The 15,239-nt window shown below is 74.9% G+C and carries 10 protein-coding genes; 1 reads left to right on the forward strand and 9 read right to left on the reverse strand.

The window, feature by feature from the left end:
* Positions 1-181 precede the first annotated feature (181 nt).
* The 4 genes from ACZ3IL_RS02230 to ACZ3IL_RS02245 all read right to left on the reverse strand — a co-directional run bounded on the left by ACZ3IL_RS02230 (position 182) and on the right by ACZ3IL_RS02245 (position 3,737).
* Positions 182-505 carry a hypothetical protein gene (locus tag ACZ3IL_RS02230; RefSeq protein ID WP_467385660.1) on the reverse strand — a complete coding sequence of 108 codons (324 nt, stop codon included), beginning with the start codon at positions 503-505 and terminating at the stop codon, positions 182-184.
* Positions 502-870 carry a WhiB family transcriptional regulator gene (locus tag ACZ3IL_RS02235; RefSeq protein WP_467385662.1) on the reverse strand — a complete coding sequence of 123 codons (369 nt, stop codon included), beginning with the start codon at positions 868-870 and terminating at the stop codon, positions 502-504. Before ACZ3IL_RS02235 ends, ACZ3IL_RS02230 begins: the two co-directional genes overlap by 4 nt.
* Before the next feature lie 172 nt (positions 871-1,042).
* A complete protein-coding gene (locus ACZ3IL_RS02240; protein ID WP_467385664.1) occupies positions 1,043-1,387 on the reverse strand; it encodes a hypothetical protein in 345 nt (114 codons plus the stop codon).
* A gap of 172 nt (positions 1,388-1,559) precedes the next feature.
* Positions 1,560-3,737: an ATP-dependent DNA helicase UvrD2 gene (locus ACZ3IL_RS02245; RefSeq protein WP_467385666.1), complete on the reverse strand. Its 2,178-nt coding sequence runs from the start codon at positions 3,735-3,737 to the stop codon at positions 1,560-1,562.
* Positions 3,738-3,916: 179 nt separating this feature from the next.
* On the opposite strand from ACZ3IL_RS02245, the gene ACZ3IL_RS02250 reads away from it, so the two are divergent.
* Entirely contained in the window at positions 3,917-4,159 is a 243-nt protein-coding gene (locus ACZ3IL_RS02250; protein ID WP_388693584.1) for a mycoredoxin, read from the forward strand.
* Positions 4,160-4,243: 84 nt separating this feature from the next.
* On the opposite strand, the gene nudC is transcribed toward ACZ3IL_RS02250, so the two are convergent.
* The 5 genes from nudC to ACZ3IL_RS02275 all read right to left on the reverse strand — a co-directional run bounded on the left by nudC (position 4,244) and on the right by ACZ3IL_RS02275 (position 15,099).
* Positions 4,244-5,191 carry an NAD(+) diphosphatase gene (gene nudC, locus ACZ3IL_RS02255; protein ID WP_467386779.1) on the reverse strand — a complete coding sequence of 316 codons (948 nt, stop codon included), beginning with the start codon at positions 5,189-5,191 and terminating at the stop codon, positions 4,244-4,246.
* 108 nt (positions 5,192-5,299) lie between these two features.
* Positions 5,300-6,718 carry a dipeptidase gene (locus ACZ3IL_RS02260; RefSeq protein ID WP_467385669.1) on the reverse strand — a complete coding sequence of 473 codons (1,419 nt, stop codon included), beginning with the start codon at positions 6,716-6,718 and terminating at the stop codon, positions 5,300-5,302.
* A 10-nt stretch (positions 6,719-6,728) separates the two neighbouring features.
* Entirely contained in the window at positions 6,729-10,328 is a 3,600-nt protein-coding gene (locus tag ACZ3IL_RS02265) for an ATP-dependent helicase (RefSeq protein ID WP_467385671.1), read from the reverse strand.
* 274 nt (positions 10,329-10,602) lie between these two features.
* Positions 10,603-11,334: a hypothetical protein gene (locus ACZ3IL_RS02270; RefSeq protein ID WP_467385673.1), complete on the reverse strand. Its 732-nt coding sequence runs from the start codon at positions 11,332-11,334 to the stop codon at positions 10,603-10,605.
* 246 nt (positions 11,335-11,580) lie between these two features.
* A complete protein-coding gene (locus ACZ3IL_RS02275) occupies positions 11,581-15,099 on the reverse strand; it encodes an ATP-dependent helicase (protein ID WP_467385675.1) in 3,519 nt (1,172 codons plus the stop codon).
* Positions 15,100-15,239 lie beyond the last annotated feature (140 nt).

The following is a 15,239-nucleotide window of genomic DNA, read 5'->3' on the forward strand; positions in this document are numbered from 1 at the left end:
GCCGGACGGGGCCGGGGCGCTCCGGACAACGCACCGCGGGGGCCGGTCCGTGAGGACCGGCCCCCGCGACGGCGCCTTCGAGGGCGCGAGGTCGTCCGTTCCGGGCGGTTGGGGCGCGTGGCGAAAGCGGCGTCGTCCGCCCTGAGGACGGGCGGGGCTTTCGGCACACGCCCCACGCGCCTCAGTGCATGACGGCCATGGCCAGCGCGCGTCGGGCGCGCAGCGAGACGCGCTCGGCGCGGCGCTGCATGCGCCGGGCGGCGACCAGGCGCAGGGCCTGGCGTTCCGCGTCGGCCTCGCGCTGTCGTTCGTGCATATGGGCACGGGCCAGGGCTTCTGGGATGAGTTGCATTTCACGGGTCCTGTTCTGACGCGCGGTGGGCGCGGCGGCGGGGGAGAAAGCCGGGGTCGCGGAGCCTGCGGGCTCGCTGGTGGACGAGGTCATCGGGGCCTGCTTCTGGGGGTCGTGCGTGAGGGGGCGGTCGATGGTTCCGGTGGCGCTCATGCCGCGACCGGGTTCTTGCGCGGGCGGCCGCGCGGCCGCTTGCGGGCGACGACCACGCCCTGGACGAAGAGCTCACCGCCCCAGACGCCCCACGGCTCGCGCCGCTCCTTGGCGCCGGCGAGGCAGGCCGCCACGAGCGGGCAGGTCCGGCAGAGGGACTTCGCGTACTCGACGTCGGCCGGGGACTCGGCGAAGAAGACCTCCGGGTCGTAGGCGCGGCAGGGGACGGGGACGCCGAGGTTCTCGATGGCGTCGTCGAGCGCGGTGAGTGTGGTGAGGGGGGTCAAAGCGGGGTCCTTCGTGAGGCCGGGCTGGGAGATCGATTCGGAAGGCGGTACGGACGGGGCGTGCGCTTCGAGTTGCACGGTGTTGTTTCCTCGTCTGGTCGTTCCGGCCTGTTGGCCGGGGTTTCGGCTGGTACCGGGTGTTGCTGTCCCGAGACCCCTTCTCCCTGTCGTCCCCGTTCGGGGACAAACAGAAGGGCCGCGGATCCCGGGTGGGGTTCCGCGGCCCTGAAGGCGCCTGCCTGATCATGGATCAGGCTGGATCACTCCAGGGTTCGAGCCCACGGAAGGCCCACATCGTGTGGTGCTGCGTCTGCTGCTGAATGCCGGCACCGGCCGCCGCGAAGCCATAGGCCTTCGCCCCGGCTGCCGCTCCTGCTTCCAGTGCCTTGGTCGGTCGCTCGTTGCGCGGGTCCACCACGGGCCGCAGTTCCACGGCGGACGTGCCGAGGACGGAGGGGCCGGCGAAGGACAGACCGGTGCCGGGGAACGCCGAGGCGGAGAGGCCGAGCATGCAGGCGGAGACGACCGAGCGATCGGTCATTTTGGCGATGCTGACGAAGCTGGCGGTGCTGGTCTGGATGGTGTAGCTGATCACTGGAATCGCCTCCTCTCGGCGTCTCGGAGGGCTCGGGTGCGAACCGGGCCCTCATGTTTACTTGGACAAGTACAGCACGAAGACAGGGCTTCGAAGAAGCCTCCGTTTCCGTGGTTAAGAACCTATGGGGCTTGACGGGGCGGGCGCAAACTATTTTCCCGACGAGTTTCCCTCACGCCTCCCCGTCCTCCGTCTCCCTCTCCTCACCTGCGCAGATGGCCAGGACATCGGCTCCGAAGCGGCTCAGCTTGCGGACGCCGACGCCGGAGATCGACGCGAGTTCCCCCTCCGTGGCGGGGACCCGCTCGGCGATCGCCATCAGGGTCTTCTCGGTGAACACGCAGTAGTCGGGCTGCCCCAGTTCCCTCGCCCGCTCGGCGCGCCAGTCGTGGAGCCGCTCGTACAGCCCCTCGTCCATGTCCGAGGGGCAGTCCTCGCAGCGCATCAGTTTCATCGCGCCCGCCTCGGTGAGGGTCGCGCCGCAGACCCGGCAGAGGACGGGGCCGCGCGGACCGCGCCGGCGGGGTCCGGTGCCCCGCTCGACGACCGGGCCGCCGGCGGGGACCGTGCCGCCGGAGGAGCCCGTTCCGGGCCGCAGCCCCTTGAGGAAGCGGCTGGGGCGCCGCGAGGGCCGGCCGCCCGGGGAGCGGGAGAGCGACCAGGAGAGGGTGAGGTGGACCCGGGCGCGGGTGACGCCGACGTACAGCAGGCGCCGTTCCTCCTCGATCTGCTCGTCGGTCCTGGCGTAGGTGATCGGCATCATGCCCTCGGTGAGGCCGACCAGGAAGACGGCGTCCCATTCGAGGCCCTTGGCCGCGTGCAGCGAGGCGAGGGTGACGCCCTGGACGGTCGGGGCGTGCTGGGCGGCGGCCCGCTCGTCGATCTCGGCGACCAGGTCGGAGAGGGTCGCGCCGGGCTTGGCGCGGGCGAAGTCCTCCGCGAGCCGGACGAGGGCGGCGAGGGATTCCCAGCGGTCGCGGACGGCGCCGGAGCCGGCGGGCGGCTCGGTGGTCCAGCCCTTGGTGGAGAGGACGGCCCTGACCTGCGCGGGCAGGTCCTCGGCACCGTCCAGGAGGGTGTCGTTGCCCCCGGCGCGGGCCGCGCCGCGCAGGGCGATGCCCGCCTCCCGCACCTCCTGGCGTTCGAAGAAGCGCTCGGCGCCGCGGAGCTGGTAGGGCACCCCGGCGTCGGCGAGGGCCTGCTCGTACACCTCGGACTGGGCGTTGATCCGGTAGAGGACGGCGATCTCGCCGGCGGGGACGCCCGAGGCGATGAGGTCGCGGATGCGGCGGGCGGTGCCCTCGGCCTCGGTCGGCTCGTCGGCGTACTCCGCGTAGACGGGCCCGGGGCCCGGGTCGCGCTGGGAGATCAGCTCCAGGCGGTGCTCGGCGGCCCGGCCTCGGGCCTGGGCGAGCAGCCCGTTGGCGAGGTGGACGACCTGCGGGGTGGAGCGGTAGTCGCGGACCAGCCTGACCACCGTGGCGCCCGGGTGCCGGGTGCGGAAGTTCAGCAGGTGCTCGGGGGTGGCGCCGGTGAAGGAGTAGATGGTCTGGCTCGCGTCGCCGACCACGCAGAGGTCGTCCCGGTCCCCCAGCCACAGGTCGAGCAGCCGCTGCTGGAGCGGGGAGACGTCCTGGTACTCGTCCACCACGAAGTGCTGGTACTGGCGGCGGATCTGGTCCGCGATGTCGTGCCGGTCCTGGAGGATGCCGACGGTGAGCAGCAGCACGTCCTCGAAGTCGATCACCGAGCGGTCGCGCTTGAGCTGCTCGTACATGGCGTAGATCTGGCCGGTCTCGGCCGGGTCGCGCGGCGCTTCCCTGAGGGCCTTGGCGACGACGGCCGGATAGTCGGAGGGAACGGTCTGGGTGACCTTGGCCCACTCGATCTCGCCGGTGACGTCCCGCAGCTCGTTCCGGTCGAGCCGGACGCGACAGCGGGCCGCCGCCTCGGCGACCAGCTGGACCTTCCGCTCCAGGAGCCGGGGCAGCTCGCCGCCGACGGCTTTCGGCCAGAAGAACTGGAGCTGGCGGAGGGCGGCGGAGTGGAAGGTGCGGGCCTGGACGCCGCCCGCGCCGAGCTGGCGGAGCCGGCCGCGCATCTCGCCCGCGGCGCGGTTGGTGAAGGTGACGGCGAGGACGCTCGCGGGCTGGAGCACGCCCGCCCGCACCCCGTACGCGATCCGGTGGGTGATGGCCCGCGTCTTGCCCGTGCCGGCTCCCGCCAGCACGCACACCGGGCCGTTCAGGGCGAGGGCGACCTCGCGCTGCTCGGGGTCGAGCCCGTCGAGCACCGCGTCGGCCGTCTCCGGGACCCGGGGGAAAAGAGTGGAGTGCGTTGCTGCTGTCACCCCGCCATGCTGCCAGGTCCCGCGAGGTGGGTGCGGAGGCTTGTCCACAGGCGGGGACGCCGGTCGTACCGGTCCGGCGGGGCGGGGCGGGGCCGGGTGCCGGGAATGGGACGGGCGGGGCGTACGTTCTCCTTCTCGGACCCGTCAGCTAACGAAGCGAACCAGAGGAGCGCCTGGCCATGCAGGGCACTGTGACGATGTACAGCACCACGTGGTGCGGCTACTGCCGTCGGCTGAAGAGCCAGATGGACCGCGAGGGCATCGCGTACACGGAGATCAACATCGAGCAGGACCCGGACTCGGCGGCGTTCGTCGAGAAGGCCAACGGCGGCAACCAGACCGTGCCGACGGTGCTCTTCCCGGACGGCTCGACCCTGACGAACCCGAGCCTGGCCCAGGTCAAGGAGAAGATCGGCGCCTGACTCCCCGCCGCCCCCCGGGGTGGCCGGAAAGAGCCCCTGCCGGACCGTGCGTCCGGCAGGGGCTCTTCTCGTGCGCGGGACGGATCAGACCGCGCCGCCCGGCTTCGGGAGCGGCCTGCCGTACCAGCGTTCGATCAGGCGGGAGGCGATCGAGATCCCGTACGGGGGCAGGATCTCGCCGGACTCGAAGCCGGCGGCCAGGTCCTCGCGGGAGAACCAGCGGGCCTCGTGGATCTCCTCTCCGTCCACGGAGATCTCGGCGGAGGTGGCGCGGGCGAAGAAGCCCAGCATCAGGCTGGACGGGAACGGCCAGGGCTGGCTGGCGACGTACTCGACCGCGCCGACCGTGACGCCGGCCTCCTCGAAGACCTCGCGGGCCACCGACTGCTCGATGGACTCGCCCGGCTCGACGAACCCGGCGAGGGTCGAGAAGCGGCCCTCCGGCCAGTGGACCTGGCGGCCGAGCAGGGCCCGGTCGTGCTCGTCCGTGACGAGCATGATCACCGCGGGGTCGGTGCGCGGATAGTGCTCGGCGCCGCAGGCCTGGCAGCGGCGGATGTGTCCGGCCGCCGCGATGACCGTGCGCTCGCCGCAGCGCGAGCAGAAGCGGTGGAGGCGCTGCCAGTTCTCCAGGGCGACCGCGTGCACCATGAGGGCGGCGTCCCGGTCGGAGAGGAGCAGGCCGGCCTCGCGCAGTCCTGCGGGGCGGGCGGACTGGTCCATGCGGCCGGGCAGGGAGTCCTTCTGGAGCGCGAAGTAGGAGACGCCCCCGGCGTCCGTGCCCAGGAAGTAGCGGTGGGTCTCGGTGACCGGGGCCTCGAACGCCGGGGTCATGACGAGTTCGGTGGTGCCGTCGGGCCGGTCGTCGATCAGCGCCTGGCCGCCGGAGACCACGAAGACCCGGGTGGTGGGGTGGCTCCAGGCCGCCGCGAGCCACGCCTCGTCGAGGCGGTGGTGGGCGGCGCGGTCGATGCCGCTCGGGGCGGTGAGCGGGACCGGGAGGCCCGCCGGCGCGCCCTGCGGGGGCGGCACGTGCTCCGGGGCCGGAGCGTGCGCAGGGACCGACGCGTTCTCAGGGACCGACGCGTTCTTCAAGGTGCTCACAGGTTGCTTCCAACTCCCCCGGTTCGGTGTGTGGGTTCAGCGCTCGGCGGCGTGGAGGGCGGCGGGCAGGTCGCCCCAGAGATGAGCGGTCGTCTCGACGCCCTTCATGAGGAGGTCGAGTTCGACCTTCTCGTTCGGGGCGTGCCAGCCGTCGGACGGGACGGAGATGCCGAGGAACAGGACGGGCGCCCCCAGGACGTCCTGGAGGTCGGCGGCCGGGCCCGAGCCGCCCTCGCGGGTGTAGCGGACCTCGGCGCCGTCGAAGGCCCGGCTCATCGCCCCGGCCACCGCCTTGAGCGCGGGGTGGCCGAGGGGGGTGAGGCAGGGGCGGGTCGGGGCGCCGAAGACGATCTCGTACCGGACGCCGGCCGGGACGAGTCCGGCGAGCCAGTCCCGTACGGCGCGTTCGATCGCGGCCGGGTCCTGGCCGGCGACGAGCCGGAAGGAGAGCTTGAGGTGGGCGGAGGCGGGGACGATCGTCTTGCCGCCGGGGCCCTGGTAGCCGCCGCCGATGCCGTTGACCTCGGCGGTGGGGCGGGCCCAGACCCGCTCCAGGGTGGAGAAGCCCGCCTCGCCGAGGGTGCCGTGGGACCTGGCCGTGCGCAGCCAGGCCGCCTCGTCGAAGGGGAGCTCGGCGACGAGGGCGCGCTCGGTGTCGGTGAGCTCGGTCACCCCGTCGTAGAAGCCGGGGATCGCCACGCGTTCGTCGGCGTCGTGGAGGGCGGCGACGATCCGGCCGGCGACGGTGGCCGGGTTCGGCACGGCGCCGCCGAAGGAGCCGGAGTGGATGTCCTGGTCGGGCCCGTACAGGTCGATCTCGCAGTCCGCGACCCCGCGCATGCCGGTGCAGACGGTGGGGGTGGTCTCGGACCACATGCCGGTGTCGGAGACGATCACGGCGTCGGCGGCGAGCCGTCCGGCGCGGGCCTCGACCAGCGCGCGGAAGTGCGGGGAGCCGGACTCCTCCTCGCCCTCGATCAGCAGCTTCAGGTTCACGGCGGGGGTGGTGCGGCCGGTGGCGGCGAGGTGGGCGCGGACGCCGAGGGTGTGGAAGAACACCTGCCCCTTGTCGTCGGCCGCCCCCCGCGCGTACATCCGGCCGTCGGCCACGACCGGCTCGAAGGGGTCGGTGTGCCAGCCGTCCTCGCGGGCGGCGGGCTGCACGTCGTGGTGGCCGTAGACGAGGACGGTCGGGGCGTCCGGGTCCCCGGAGGGCCACGCGGCGAAGACGGCGGGGGCGCCGTCCGTCTCCCACACCTCGACCGTGGTGAAACCGGTCTCCTTCAGGTGGGCGGCGAGCCAGTCGGCGCTGCGCCGCACGTCCCCGGCCCGTTCCGGCTGGGCCGAGACGGAGGGGATGCGCAGCCACTCGGCGAGGTCGTCGAGGAAGGCGGCGCGGTGCCGTTCGATGTACGTGCGTATCGCGTGGACGGCGCTGTCCGGGGTCTCGCTCATGCACACGAGCCTATCCGGCCTCCGGGGGTGCCCCGCCGAGCAGGATCGCCTCCAGTTCGGCGCGGCCGGGGAGCCGGGCGGGGCGGGCGGTCTCGCCCGTCCGCACGTAGACGAAGACGGCGTCCACCTCCTCGGGCGCGAGGCCGTGCTGTTCGGCCCAGGCGAGCCGGTAGATCGCGAGCTGGAGCGGGTCGGCGGTGCGCGTCCGGCTGGTCTTCCAGTCGACGATCTCGTACGCGCCGGTGTCCGGGTCCCGGTAGACGGCGTCGATCCGGCCCCGGACGACCCGGCCCGCGAGGGTGAGGTGGACGGGGACCTCGACGCGGTACGGGGTGCGGCGGGCGTACGGGGTGCGGGCGAAGGCCTCCTTCAGCTCGTCCAGGTCCCGCTCGTCGAGGATCTCGGGCTCGCCCGCGAAGTCCTCGCCGCCGGGCAGCTCCTCCGGTCCGAGGAAGGGCAGCGGCAGCTCCTCGTAGCGGGACTCCACCCACGCGTGGAAGCGGGTGCCGCGGCGGGCGGCGGGCTGCGGCGGCCTGGGCATGGGCCGGGCCAGGTCCCGCGCGAAGCCGTCGGGGTCGGCGGCGAGGCGCAGGACCTGGGAGGCGGAGAGGTACGGGGGCAGCAGGACGTCCCGGGTGGTGGCGCGGGTGCGGCGGAGTTCGGCGGTGAGGGCGGTGAGGTCGCGGTCCCAGGAGGCGACGGTCCTCGCGTCCTCGGGGGCGAGGTCCGGGGCCGGGTCCCCGGGACCTTCCGGTTCCGGGATGCCGGGCTCCTCCGGTTCCGGGGTGCCGGGCGTCCCGGACGCCCGGGGCTCCTCCCGCTCCGAAGTTCTCTCCGGGGCCCTCGGTGCCGGGATCGCGTCCGGGTGGGCGTCCCCGGGGAGTGCCTCTTCGTCCCGGACGGGCGCCTCGTCCTCCCAGGGCGCCTCGTCCCGTACGGGCGCCTCGTCCTCCCAGGGCGCCTCGTCCTCCCGCGGGTCCTCCTCCCAGGGCTCCTCGTCCCAGGGCTCCTCGTCCGGCCAGAGGTCCTCGGGGCCCGGGTCCCGGGGGGCGGGCGTCGTGCCCGGGGGGCGGTGCTCCTCCTCCGGGCTCCCTCCCGGGGTGCCCCCGCCGTCCTGCGGGACGTACGCCCGCAGCCTGGCGCGCACGAGGTCCGCCGCCGCCTTGCGGCGCCTGAACGACTCCTCGTCCAGCGGCAGCGGCCAGGCCTCGTCCTCGCGGGCGGACGCCAGGACCGGGTTCTCCGCGCCCTCCTCCGGCTCGTCCGCCCAGGCCTCGATGTCGCCGTGGCCCGCCGCGCAGTGGTCGTACAGGGCGAGCAGGAAGTCCGAGGGGCCGCGGGGCTTCTTCTGGGACGGGCCCCACCAGTGGCCGGAACCGAGGAGGAGGGAGCGGGGACGGGTGAAGGTGACGTAGCCCAGGCGCAGTTCCTCGGTGTGCTGGTGGTCGCGCATGTCGTTCTTGAAGGCCGCGAGGGACTTGGCGTCCCAGGTGTCGATCGACGGCAGCGTGGCGGCGTCGCCGCGCAGGGCGTGCGGGAGGACCTGCGGCTGCGAGGTCCAGGACTCGCGCGCGCGTGCGCTGGGGAACTGGCCGGCGACCAGGCCGGGGACGGCGACGACGTCCCACTCCAGGCCCTTGGACTTGTGGGCGGTGAGGACCTTGACGGTGTTCTCACCGCCGGGCAGGGCGCTGTCGAGGCCCTTCTCGAACTGGACGGCCGTGCGCAGGAAGCCGAGGAACGCGAGGAGGGTCGCCTCGCCGTCGAGGGAGGCGAAGCCGGCGGCGACGTCGAGGAAGTGGCCCAGGGTCTCGCGGCGGCGGGCGGCGAGGGCGTGCGGGGAGGCGGAGAGCTCGATCTCCAGACCGGTCGTGTTCAGGACCCGGTGCAGCACGTCCATGAGGGGGTCGGCGAGCGAGGTGCGCAGGGAGCGGAGCTCGGCGGCGAGGCGGGCGAAGCGGACCCGTGCCTCGGCGGAGAACGGCAGCCCGTCGTCGGGGGCGCCGCCGGAGTCGAGGAAGGTGTCGAGCGCGTCGGCGAGGGAGATCACCTCGGCCGGGTCGACGCCCTCAACGGCGGCGGCGAGCCGCTGTTCGGGGTCGGGGTCCTCGCTCCCCCGGTGGACCAGGAGGCGGGCGCGGCGGCCGAGGAGGGCCAGGTCGCGGGGGCCGATCCGCCAGCGGGGGCCGGTGAGGAGCCGCACCAGGGAGGCGTTGGCGCCCGGGTCCTGGAGGACCTCGCAGACGGCGACGAGGTCCGCGATCTCGGGGAGGTGGAGGAGTCCGGAGAGGCCGACGACCTCGACGGGCACGTCACGGGCGACGAGCGCGGCGTGGAGGGCGGGGAAGTCGGTGGCGGTGCGGCACAGGACGGCGATGTCGCCGGGTTCGCGGCCGGTGCGGACGAGGTGGGCGAGGGAGTCCGCGAGCCAGTCGATCTCCTCGGCCTGGGTGGGCAGCAGGGCGATCCGCACGGTGCCGTCGTTCTCGGCGCCGGGCGCGGGCCGCAACGCCTCCACGCCCGCGTGCATGGCGCGCAGGGGGGCGGCGAGGCCGTTGGCGAGGTCGAGGAGGCGGCCGCCGCTGCGCCGGTTCTCGGAGAGGGCGTAGCGGCTCGCGGGGCTGCCGTCGCGGTGCGGGAAGTGCTCGGGGAAGTCGTCCAGGTTGGCGACGGAGGCGCCGCGCCAGCCGTAGATGGCCTGGCAGGGGTCGCCGACGGCGGTCACGGCGTGACCGGCGCCCCGGCCGAACAGGCCGGAGAGCAGCAGCCGCTGCGCGACGGAGGTGTCCTGGTACTCGTCGAGGAGGACGACCCGGAACTCGTCGCGCAGGATCGCGCCGACCTCGGGCCGGGTGGTGGCGAGTTCGGCGGACCGGGCGATCTGGTCGCCGAAGTCGAGCAGGTCGCGGGAGCGCTTGGCGGCGCGGTAGCGGACGACGAGGTCGAGGAGTTCGCGGCGGGCCGTGGCGGCTTCGGGGACCTTGCGCAGTTCGGCGTTGGTGAGCCCGGCGCCGGCGAGGTCGGCGAGCAGCTCGGAGTCGTGCGCGCGGAGCCGTTCGGGCGGTACGAGGTGTTCGGCCAGCTCGGCGTCGAGGGCGAGCAGGTCGGTGATGAGGGTCGGGAAGGAGCGGGTGAGCGCCGGATACGGGCCGGGGGCCTCGCGGAGCACGCGGGCGGCGAGCTGGTAGCGGGTGGCGTCGGCGAGGAGCCGGGAGGTGGGCTCCAGGCCGATGCGGAGGCCGTGGTCGGTGAGGAGCTGCCCGGCGAAGGCGTGGTAGGTGGAGATGCGGGGCTCGCCGGGCGGGTGGTCGGGGTCGACGGCGTCCGGGTCGGTGACGCCGGCGCGGACGAGGGCGGTGCGGACGCGTTCGGCGAGTTCGCCGGCGGCCTTGTTGGTGAAGGTGAGGCCGAGGACCTGTTCGGGGGCGACCTGGCCCGTGCCGACGAGCCAGACCACGCGGGCGGCCATCACCGTCGTCTTGCCGGAGCCGGCTCCGGCCACGACGACCTGCGGGGCGAGCGGCGCGGTGATGCAGGCCGTCTGCTCCGGGGTGAACGGGATGCCGAGCAGCTCCTTGAGCTCCTCGGGGTCGCTGATGCGTGCGGTCACCGGAAGAGGCTAGCCGGACCGTCGGACAGCGCCGGCCGGGCGCGGGGCCCCGGCGCCGGGAGTTCCGGGCCGGGCGCTCCCCCGCGCGTGACCGACCTCTCTTTCCGACGGGGCGTCACGCATGCGGTGTCGGCGACCGGCGGGGGCGGGAGAGGGGGCTCGGTCGGGACCGGCGCCCGGTGGGGAAGGGAGGGGGGCTCGGCCGGGGCCGATGCCGGTCGGGGCGGGAAGGGGACCCGGTCGGGGCCGATGCCGGGCGGGGCCGGAAGCGGGGTCAGTCCAGGCCCTTCAGGGCCTCGTCCATGTCCACGGTCTCGCCTGCGGGCGGGGCGGTGACGGCGACCGGCTTGCCGAAGTCGCCGAAGGTGATCTCGCCCGTCTGCTTGCCGCCGGTCTCGACGACGCGGAGGATGTACGGCTCGTCCGCGTCCTTGGCGACGTACAGGGTCCGGGTTCCGCCCCGTTCGGCCTTCCCGGTCAGGGTGGCGGCGGGGACGCCGCCGACCTCGGTGTCCCCGCCACGGGTCAGGCCGGTGGTCTCTCCGCCGTCCTCGAAGACGTTGCGGAGGTCGCAGAACCCGCTGAGGGAGCTGTCCTCCTCGTAGGACGACTTCCCCCAGCGGCCGGCGAGGAGCCTGCCCGTGGCCCGGTTCTCCTCGCCGGTGTTCCAGAAGGCCTCGTCGCCCTTCGTGTAGACGGATTCGCCGACGCGGAGCAAGGTGCCCGTGCCTCCGTCCCCGTTGGTCAGCCGCGCCTCGCAGTGCCCCTCGTCGTCGACGCGGACGTCCATCACGACCTTCGTCCCCTCCGCCTCCTGGTGGCCGGTCATGCGGACGGCGGTGACCGTCCCGGTGCTCGCCGCCGCCTTGCCGGCGATGGCGTCGGCGGAGAGCCCCGCGAAGGGATCGGCCCGTCCGCCCCCGTCCTGGGAGCAGCCCGTGGTCCCGGCGGTCACGGCCAGGCAGACCGCCGCCGTCGTCGTCCAGAGCTTCCGGTCGGCCTTCACTCGCGCTCCTCCGTGTCCGGTTCCTCACGTGCCCCCGTACGGCACCGCACCGAGGGTGGCACGCGCGCGGGGAGGGAAACGCGCCGGGGGGCGCGGAAGGCGACGCTCCGATTGCGGAGCGCGACGCCCGGGGCTTCCCGCATCCCGGTCTCCCGGTCTCCCGGCTCGGCCTCCCGGCTTCCCGGTTCGGCCTCCCGGCTTCCCGGCCTCCCCGCCTCCCGGCTTTCCGGCCTCCCCGCCTCCCGGTCACTCCACGACGTGGCGGCCCTCCGGCCGGGCGCTGCACGAGGACCGGAAGGAGCAGGTCGCGCAGTGCCCGCCGGTGGTGGGGGTGAAGCGCTCGTCCAGGACCCGGCCGGCGGCGTGGGCGAGCAGTTCCCCGACCCACTCCCCGGTCAGGGCCTCCTGGGCCTGGACCTTCGGCAGGGTGTCGCCGCCCTCCTTCTTCGGGGCGGCCTGCCGGAGCTGGACGAGTTCGGCGCCACCAGGTTCCGGCCGCCGGCCGTCGAAGACCTCGTCCAGGGCGCCCTCGCGGACGGCGAGCTGGTAGACGGCGAGCTGCGGGTGGTGCGCGACCTCGTCCCTGGTGGGCGCCGACTTCCCGGTCTTGAAGTCGACCACGTAGGCGCGGCCCTGTTCGTCGGTCTCGACGCGGTCCATGGAGCCCCGGATGCGGACCTCGTACTCCCCCGCCTCCAGGGTCACGTCGAAGGGCTGCTCCGAGGCGGCCGGGGTGCGGCCGCCCCTGTCCATGACGTGCCAGTTCAGGAAGCGTTCGAGCGCCGCGCGCGCGTTCCGCTTCTCCTGGGCCGACTTCCAGGGGGCGTCGAAGGCGAGGGCGTCCCAGACGGAGTCCAGCCGGGCCATGAGGACGTCGAGGTCGGCGGGGGTGCGGCCGGAGGCGACCTCGTCGGCGAGGACGTGGACGACGTTGCCGAAGCCCTGGGCGGTCGTGGCGGGGGCGTCGGCCTTGACCTCGCGGCCCAGGAACCACTGGAGGGAGCAGGTGCTGACGAGGCTGTCGAGGGAGCTGGGCGAGAGCGCCACGGGCCGGTCGCGCTCGCGGAGCGGGACCGTGCTGCGCGTCGGCTCGAACAGGCCCCACCAGCGGTCCGGGTGCGCGGCCGGGACCAGCGGCTGGCCCTCGTCGTCGGTGAGGGCGGCGAGCCGGGCCAGCCGGCGGGCGGCGGCGTCGCGGAGGGCGGGCGGGGCCGCCGGGTCGACGGTGGTGGCGCGCAGCTCCGCGACCAGGGCGGAGACGGCCAGGGGGCGGCGGGGGCGGCCGGGGACGTCCTTGGGTTCGGCGCCCAGTTCGGTGAGGAAGCGGGACGGCTGGTCGCCGTCCTCGGCGGCGGCCTTCACGGCGGTGACGACGAGCCGGTCGCGGGCGCGGGTGGCGGCGACGTAGAAGAGGCGGCGCTCCTCGGCGAGGAGGGCACCGGGGGTGAGCGGTTCGGCGATGCCGTCGCGGCCGATGCGGTCGGCTTCGAGGAGGGAGCCGCGGCGGCGCAGGTCGGGCCAGAGGCCCTCCTGGACCCCGGCGACGACGACGAGGCCCCATTCGAGGCCCTTGGACCGGTGGGCGGTCATGAGCCGGACGGCGTCCGGGCGGGCGTGGCGGCGGGTGAGGGTGTCGGCGGCGATGTCCTGGGCGTCGAGCTCCTCCAGGAAGTTGAGGACGCCCCGGCCGCCGACGCGGTCCTCGGCGCGGGCCGCGGTCTCGAAGAGGGCACAGATCGCGTCGAGGTCGCGGTCGGCGTTGCGTCCGGCGGGGCCGCCGCGCAGGGCGGCGCGCTCCAGGCGGCCGGGCCAGGGGGTGCCCTGCCACAGCTCCCAGAGGGCCTCCTCGGCGGTGCCCCCGGCGGCGAGCAGCGCCCGGGCCGTCCGGAGGAGCCGGCCGAGCCGCTGGACGCCGTGGGCGTGGGCGGGATCGTGCGCGACGAGGCGTTCGGGTTCGGCGAGGGCGCGGGTGAGCAGCACGTCGGAGGGGGGCGGGACCTTGTTGCCGCCGGCCCGTTCCTCGTCCCGCAGCGCCCGCCCGAGGCGCCGCAGGTCGGCCGGGTCCACCCCGGCGAGCGGTGAGGCGAGCAGCGCGAGGGCGGTCTCGGTGTCGAGCCAGACGGCGTCGCCGCCGTCGCCGGAGCCGGTGCCACCGGAGCCGCCGTCGCCTGTGTCACCTGAGCCGGTGTCAGCCGAGCCGCCGTCGCCGGAGCCGGTGCCACCGGAGCCGACGCCACCGCCACCGCCACCGCCGTCACCGTCACCGTCACCGTCGCCGGTGGACGGCCCGTCGGCGTCCGTCCGCGCACCGGGGTCCGCCGGGGCGTCGCCCCCGCCCGTCCGGTCGCCTTCCCCGCCCGCCGCGGCCGTCCCGGGGGCCGGCCCGGCGCCCGCCACCGCGCGGAGGGCGAGCAGCAGCGGGGCCACCGCCGGTTCGTGGCGGAGCGGGGTGTCGGCGGCGTCCGTCTCCACCGGGACGCCCGCCGAGGTGAGGGCGCGGCGGAGGGGGGGGAGGGAGGCGGCGGCACGGGTGAGGACGGCCATGTCCTGCCAGGGGACGCCGTCCTCCAGGTGCGCGCGGCGCAGCAGGTCCGCGATGTTCTCGGCCTCCGCCGAGGCCGTGGGGTAGGTGTACGCCTCCGCCCGGCCCCCGTCCCGCACCGCCGTCAGCTCCCGGTGGGCGCGGACCTTCTCGGCGGGGAGCCGGGGCACCGGCATCCGCTGGGCCAGCAGCCGGGTCGCGGACAGGAGCCGGGCCCCGGAACGGCGGGAGGTGCGCAGGACGCGGACCGGCGCGCCGCCGAAGGAGCCGGGGAAGTCGAGGATGCCGTTCACGTCGGCGCCCCGGAACGCGTAGATGGACTGGTCGGGGTCGCCGAAGGCGACGACGGTGCTCCGGCCGCCGCCCGCGAGCGCGTGGAGGAGCCGGACCTGTGCCGGGTCGGTGTCCTGGTACTCGTCGACGTACACCGCGTCGTACGCGGGCAGCGCGACGCTCCCGGCGAGCAGCACGGCCCGGTGGACCAGCTCCGTGTAGTCCAGGACGCCCTGGAGGTCGAGGACGTCGAGGTATTCGGCGAGGAAGCCGGCCGCCGCCTTCCAGTCGGGGCGGCCGACCCGCTCCGCGAAGCGGGCCAGCTCGTCCGGTCCGAGGCCCAGTTCCCGCGAGCGCGCCAGGACGGCCCGCACCTCGTCGGCGAAGCCCCGGGTGGTGAGGCAGGCGCGCAGCTCGTCGGGCCAGCGGATGCCGCCGAGGCCGTTCCTCTCCAGGTCGATCTGGCCGGCGAGCAGCTCGCGCACCGCGAGGTCCTGTTCGGGTCCGGAGAGCAGCCGCAGCGGCTCGGAGAAGAGGTCGGCGTCCTGGTGGGCGCGGATCAGGGCGTAGCAGTACGAGTGGAAGGTGGTGGCCTGCGGCGGTCGGCGGCCGCCGAGCCGGACCGCCATGCGGTCGCGGAGTTCGACGGCGGCCCTGCGGCTGAAGGTGAGGACGAGGAGGCGTTCGGGGTCGGCGCCCTTCTCCACGCGGGCCGCGACCGACTCGACCAGCGTCGTCGTCTTGCCGGTGCCGGGACCGGCGAGGACGAGGAGCGGTCCGCCGGTGTGCTCAACCACTTCCCGCTGCGCCGCGTCCAGCTGAGGGGGACCCGGCGGGGCCGGTGCGGTGCGCACCAGCCGGTACGCGCCCGGGGTCCGCTGCCGTCCCGGGCCCGGGTGCGGCTGTCCCTGGTGCGGCGGCGTACGCCGGGTGGTGGAGGAGGAGCTCACGTGGTTCGCCGGTCCTGGTGGGTGTGGTGGTGCGGGTGAGGCGGCCGTGCGGAGCGGCCGTCCCGGAAGACGCGAACGACGACGTTACGCGAAGCGGGGCGGCGGCGAGCCGTGCCCGGTGCCGCTTCCCGTGCCCGGCC

Source organism: Streptomyces sp. NPDC014907, assembly GCF_055562975.1.

Excerpts from the sequence above, each read along its gene's own strand:
- ACZ3IL_RS02230 (WP_467385660.1), bottom strand. The coding sequence starts at position 505 with ATGAGCGCCACCGGAACCATCGACCGCCCCCTCACGCACGACCCCCAG.
- ACZ3IL_RS02250 (WP_388693584.1), top strand. The coding sequence starts at position 3,917 with ATGCAGGGCACTGTGACGATGTACAGCACCACGTGGTGCGGCTACTGC.
- ACZ3IL_RS02260 (WP_467385669.1), bottom strand. The coding sequence starts at position 6,718 with ATGAGCGAGACCCCGGACAGCGCCGTCCACGCGATACGCACGTACATC.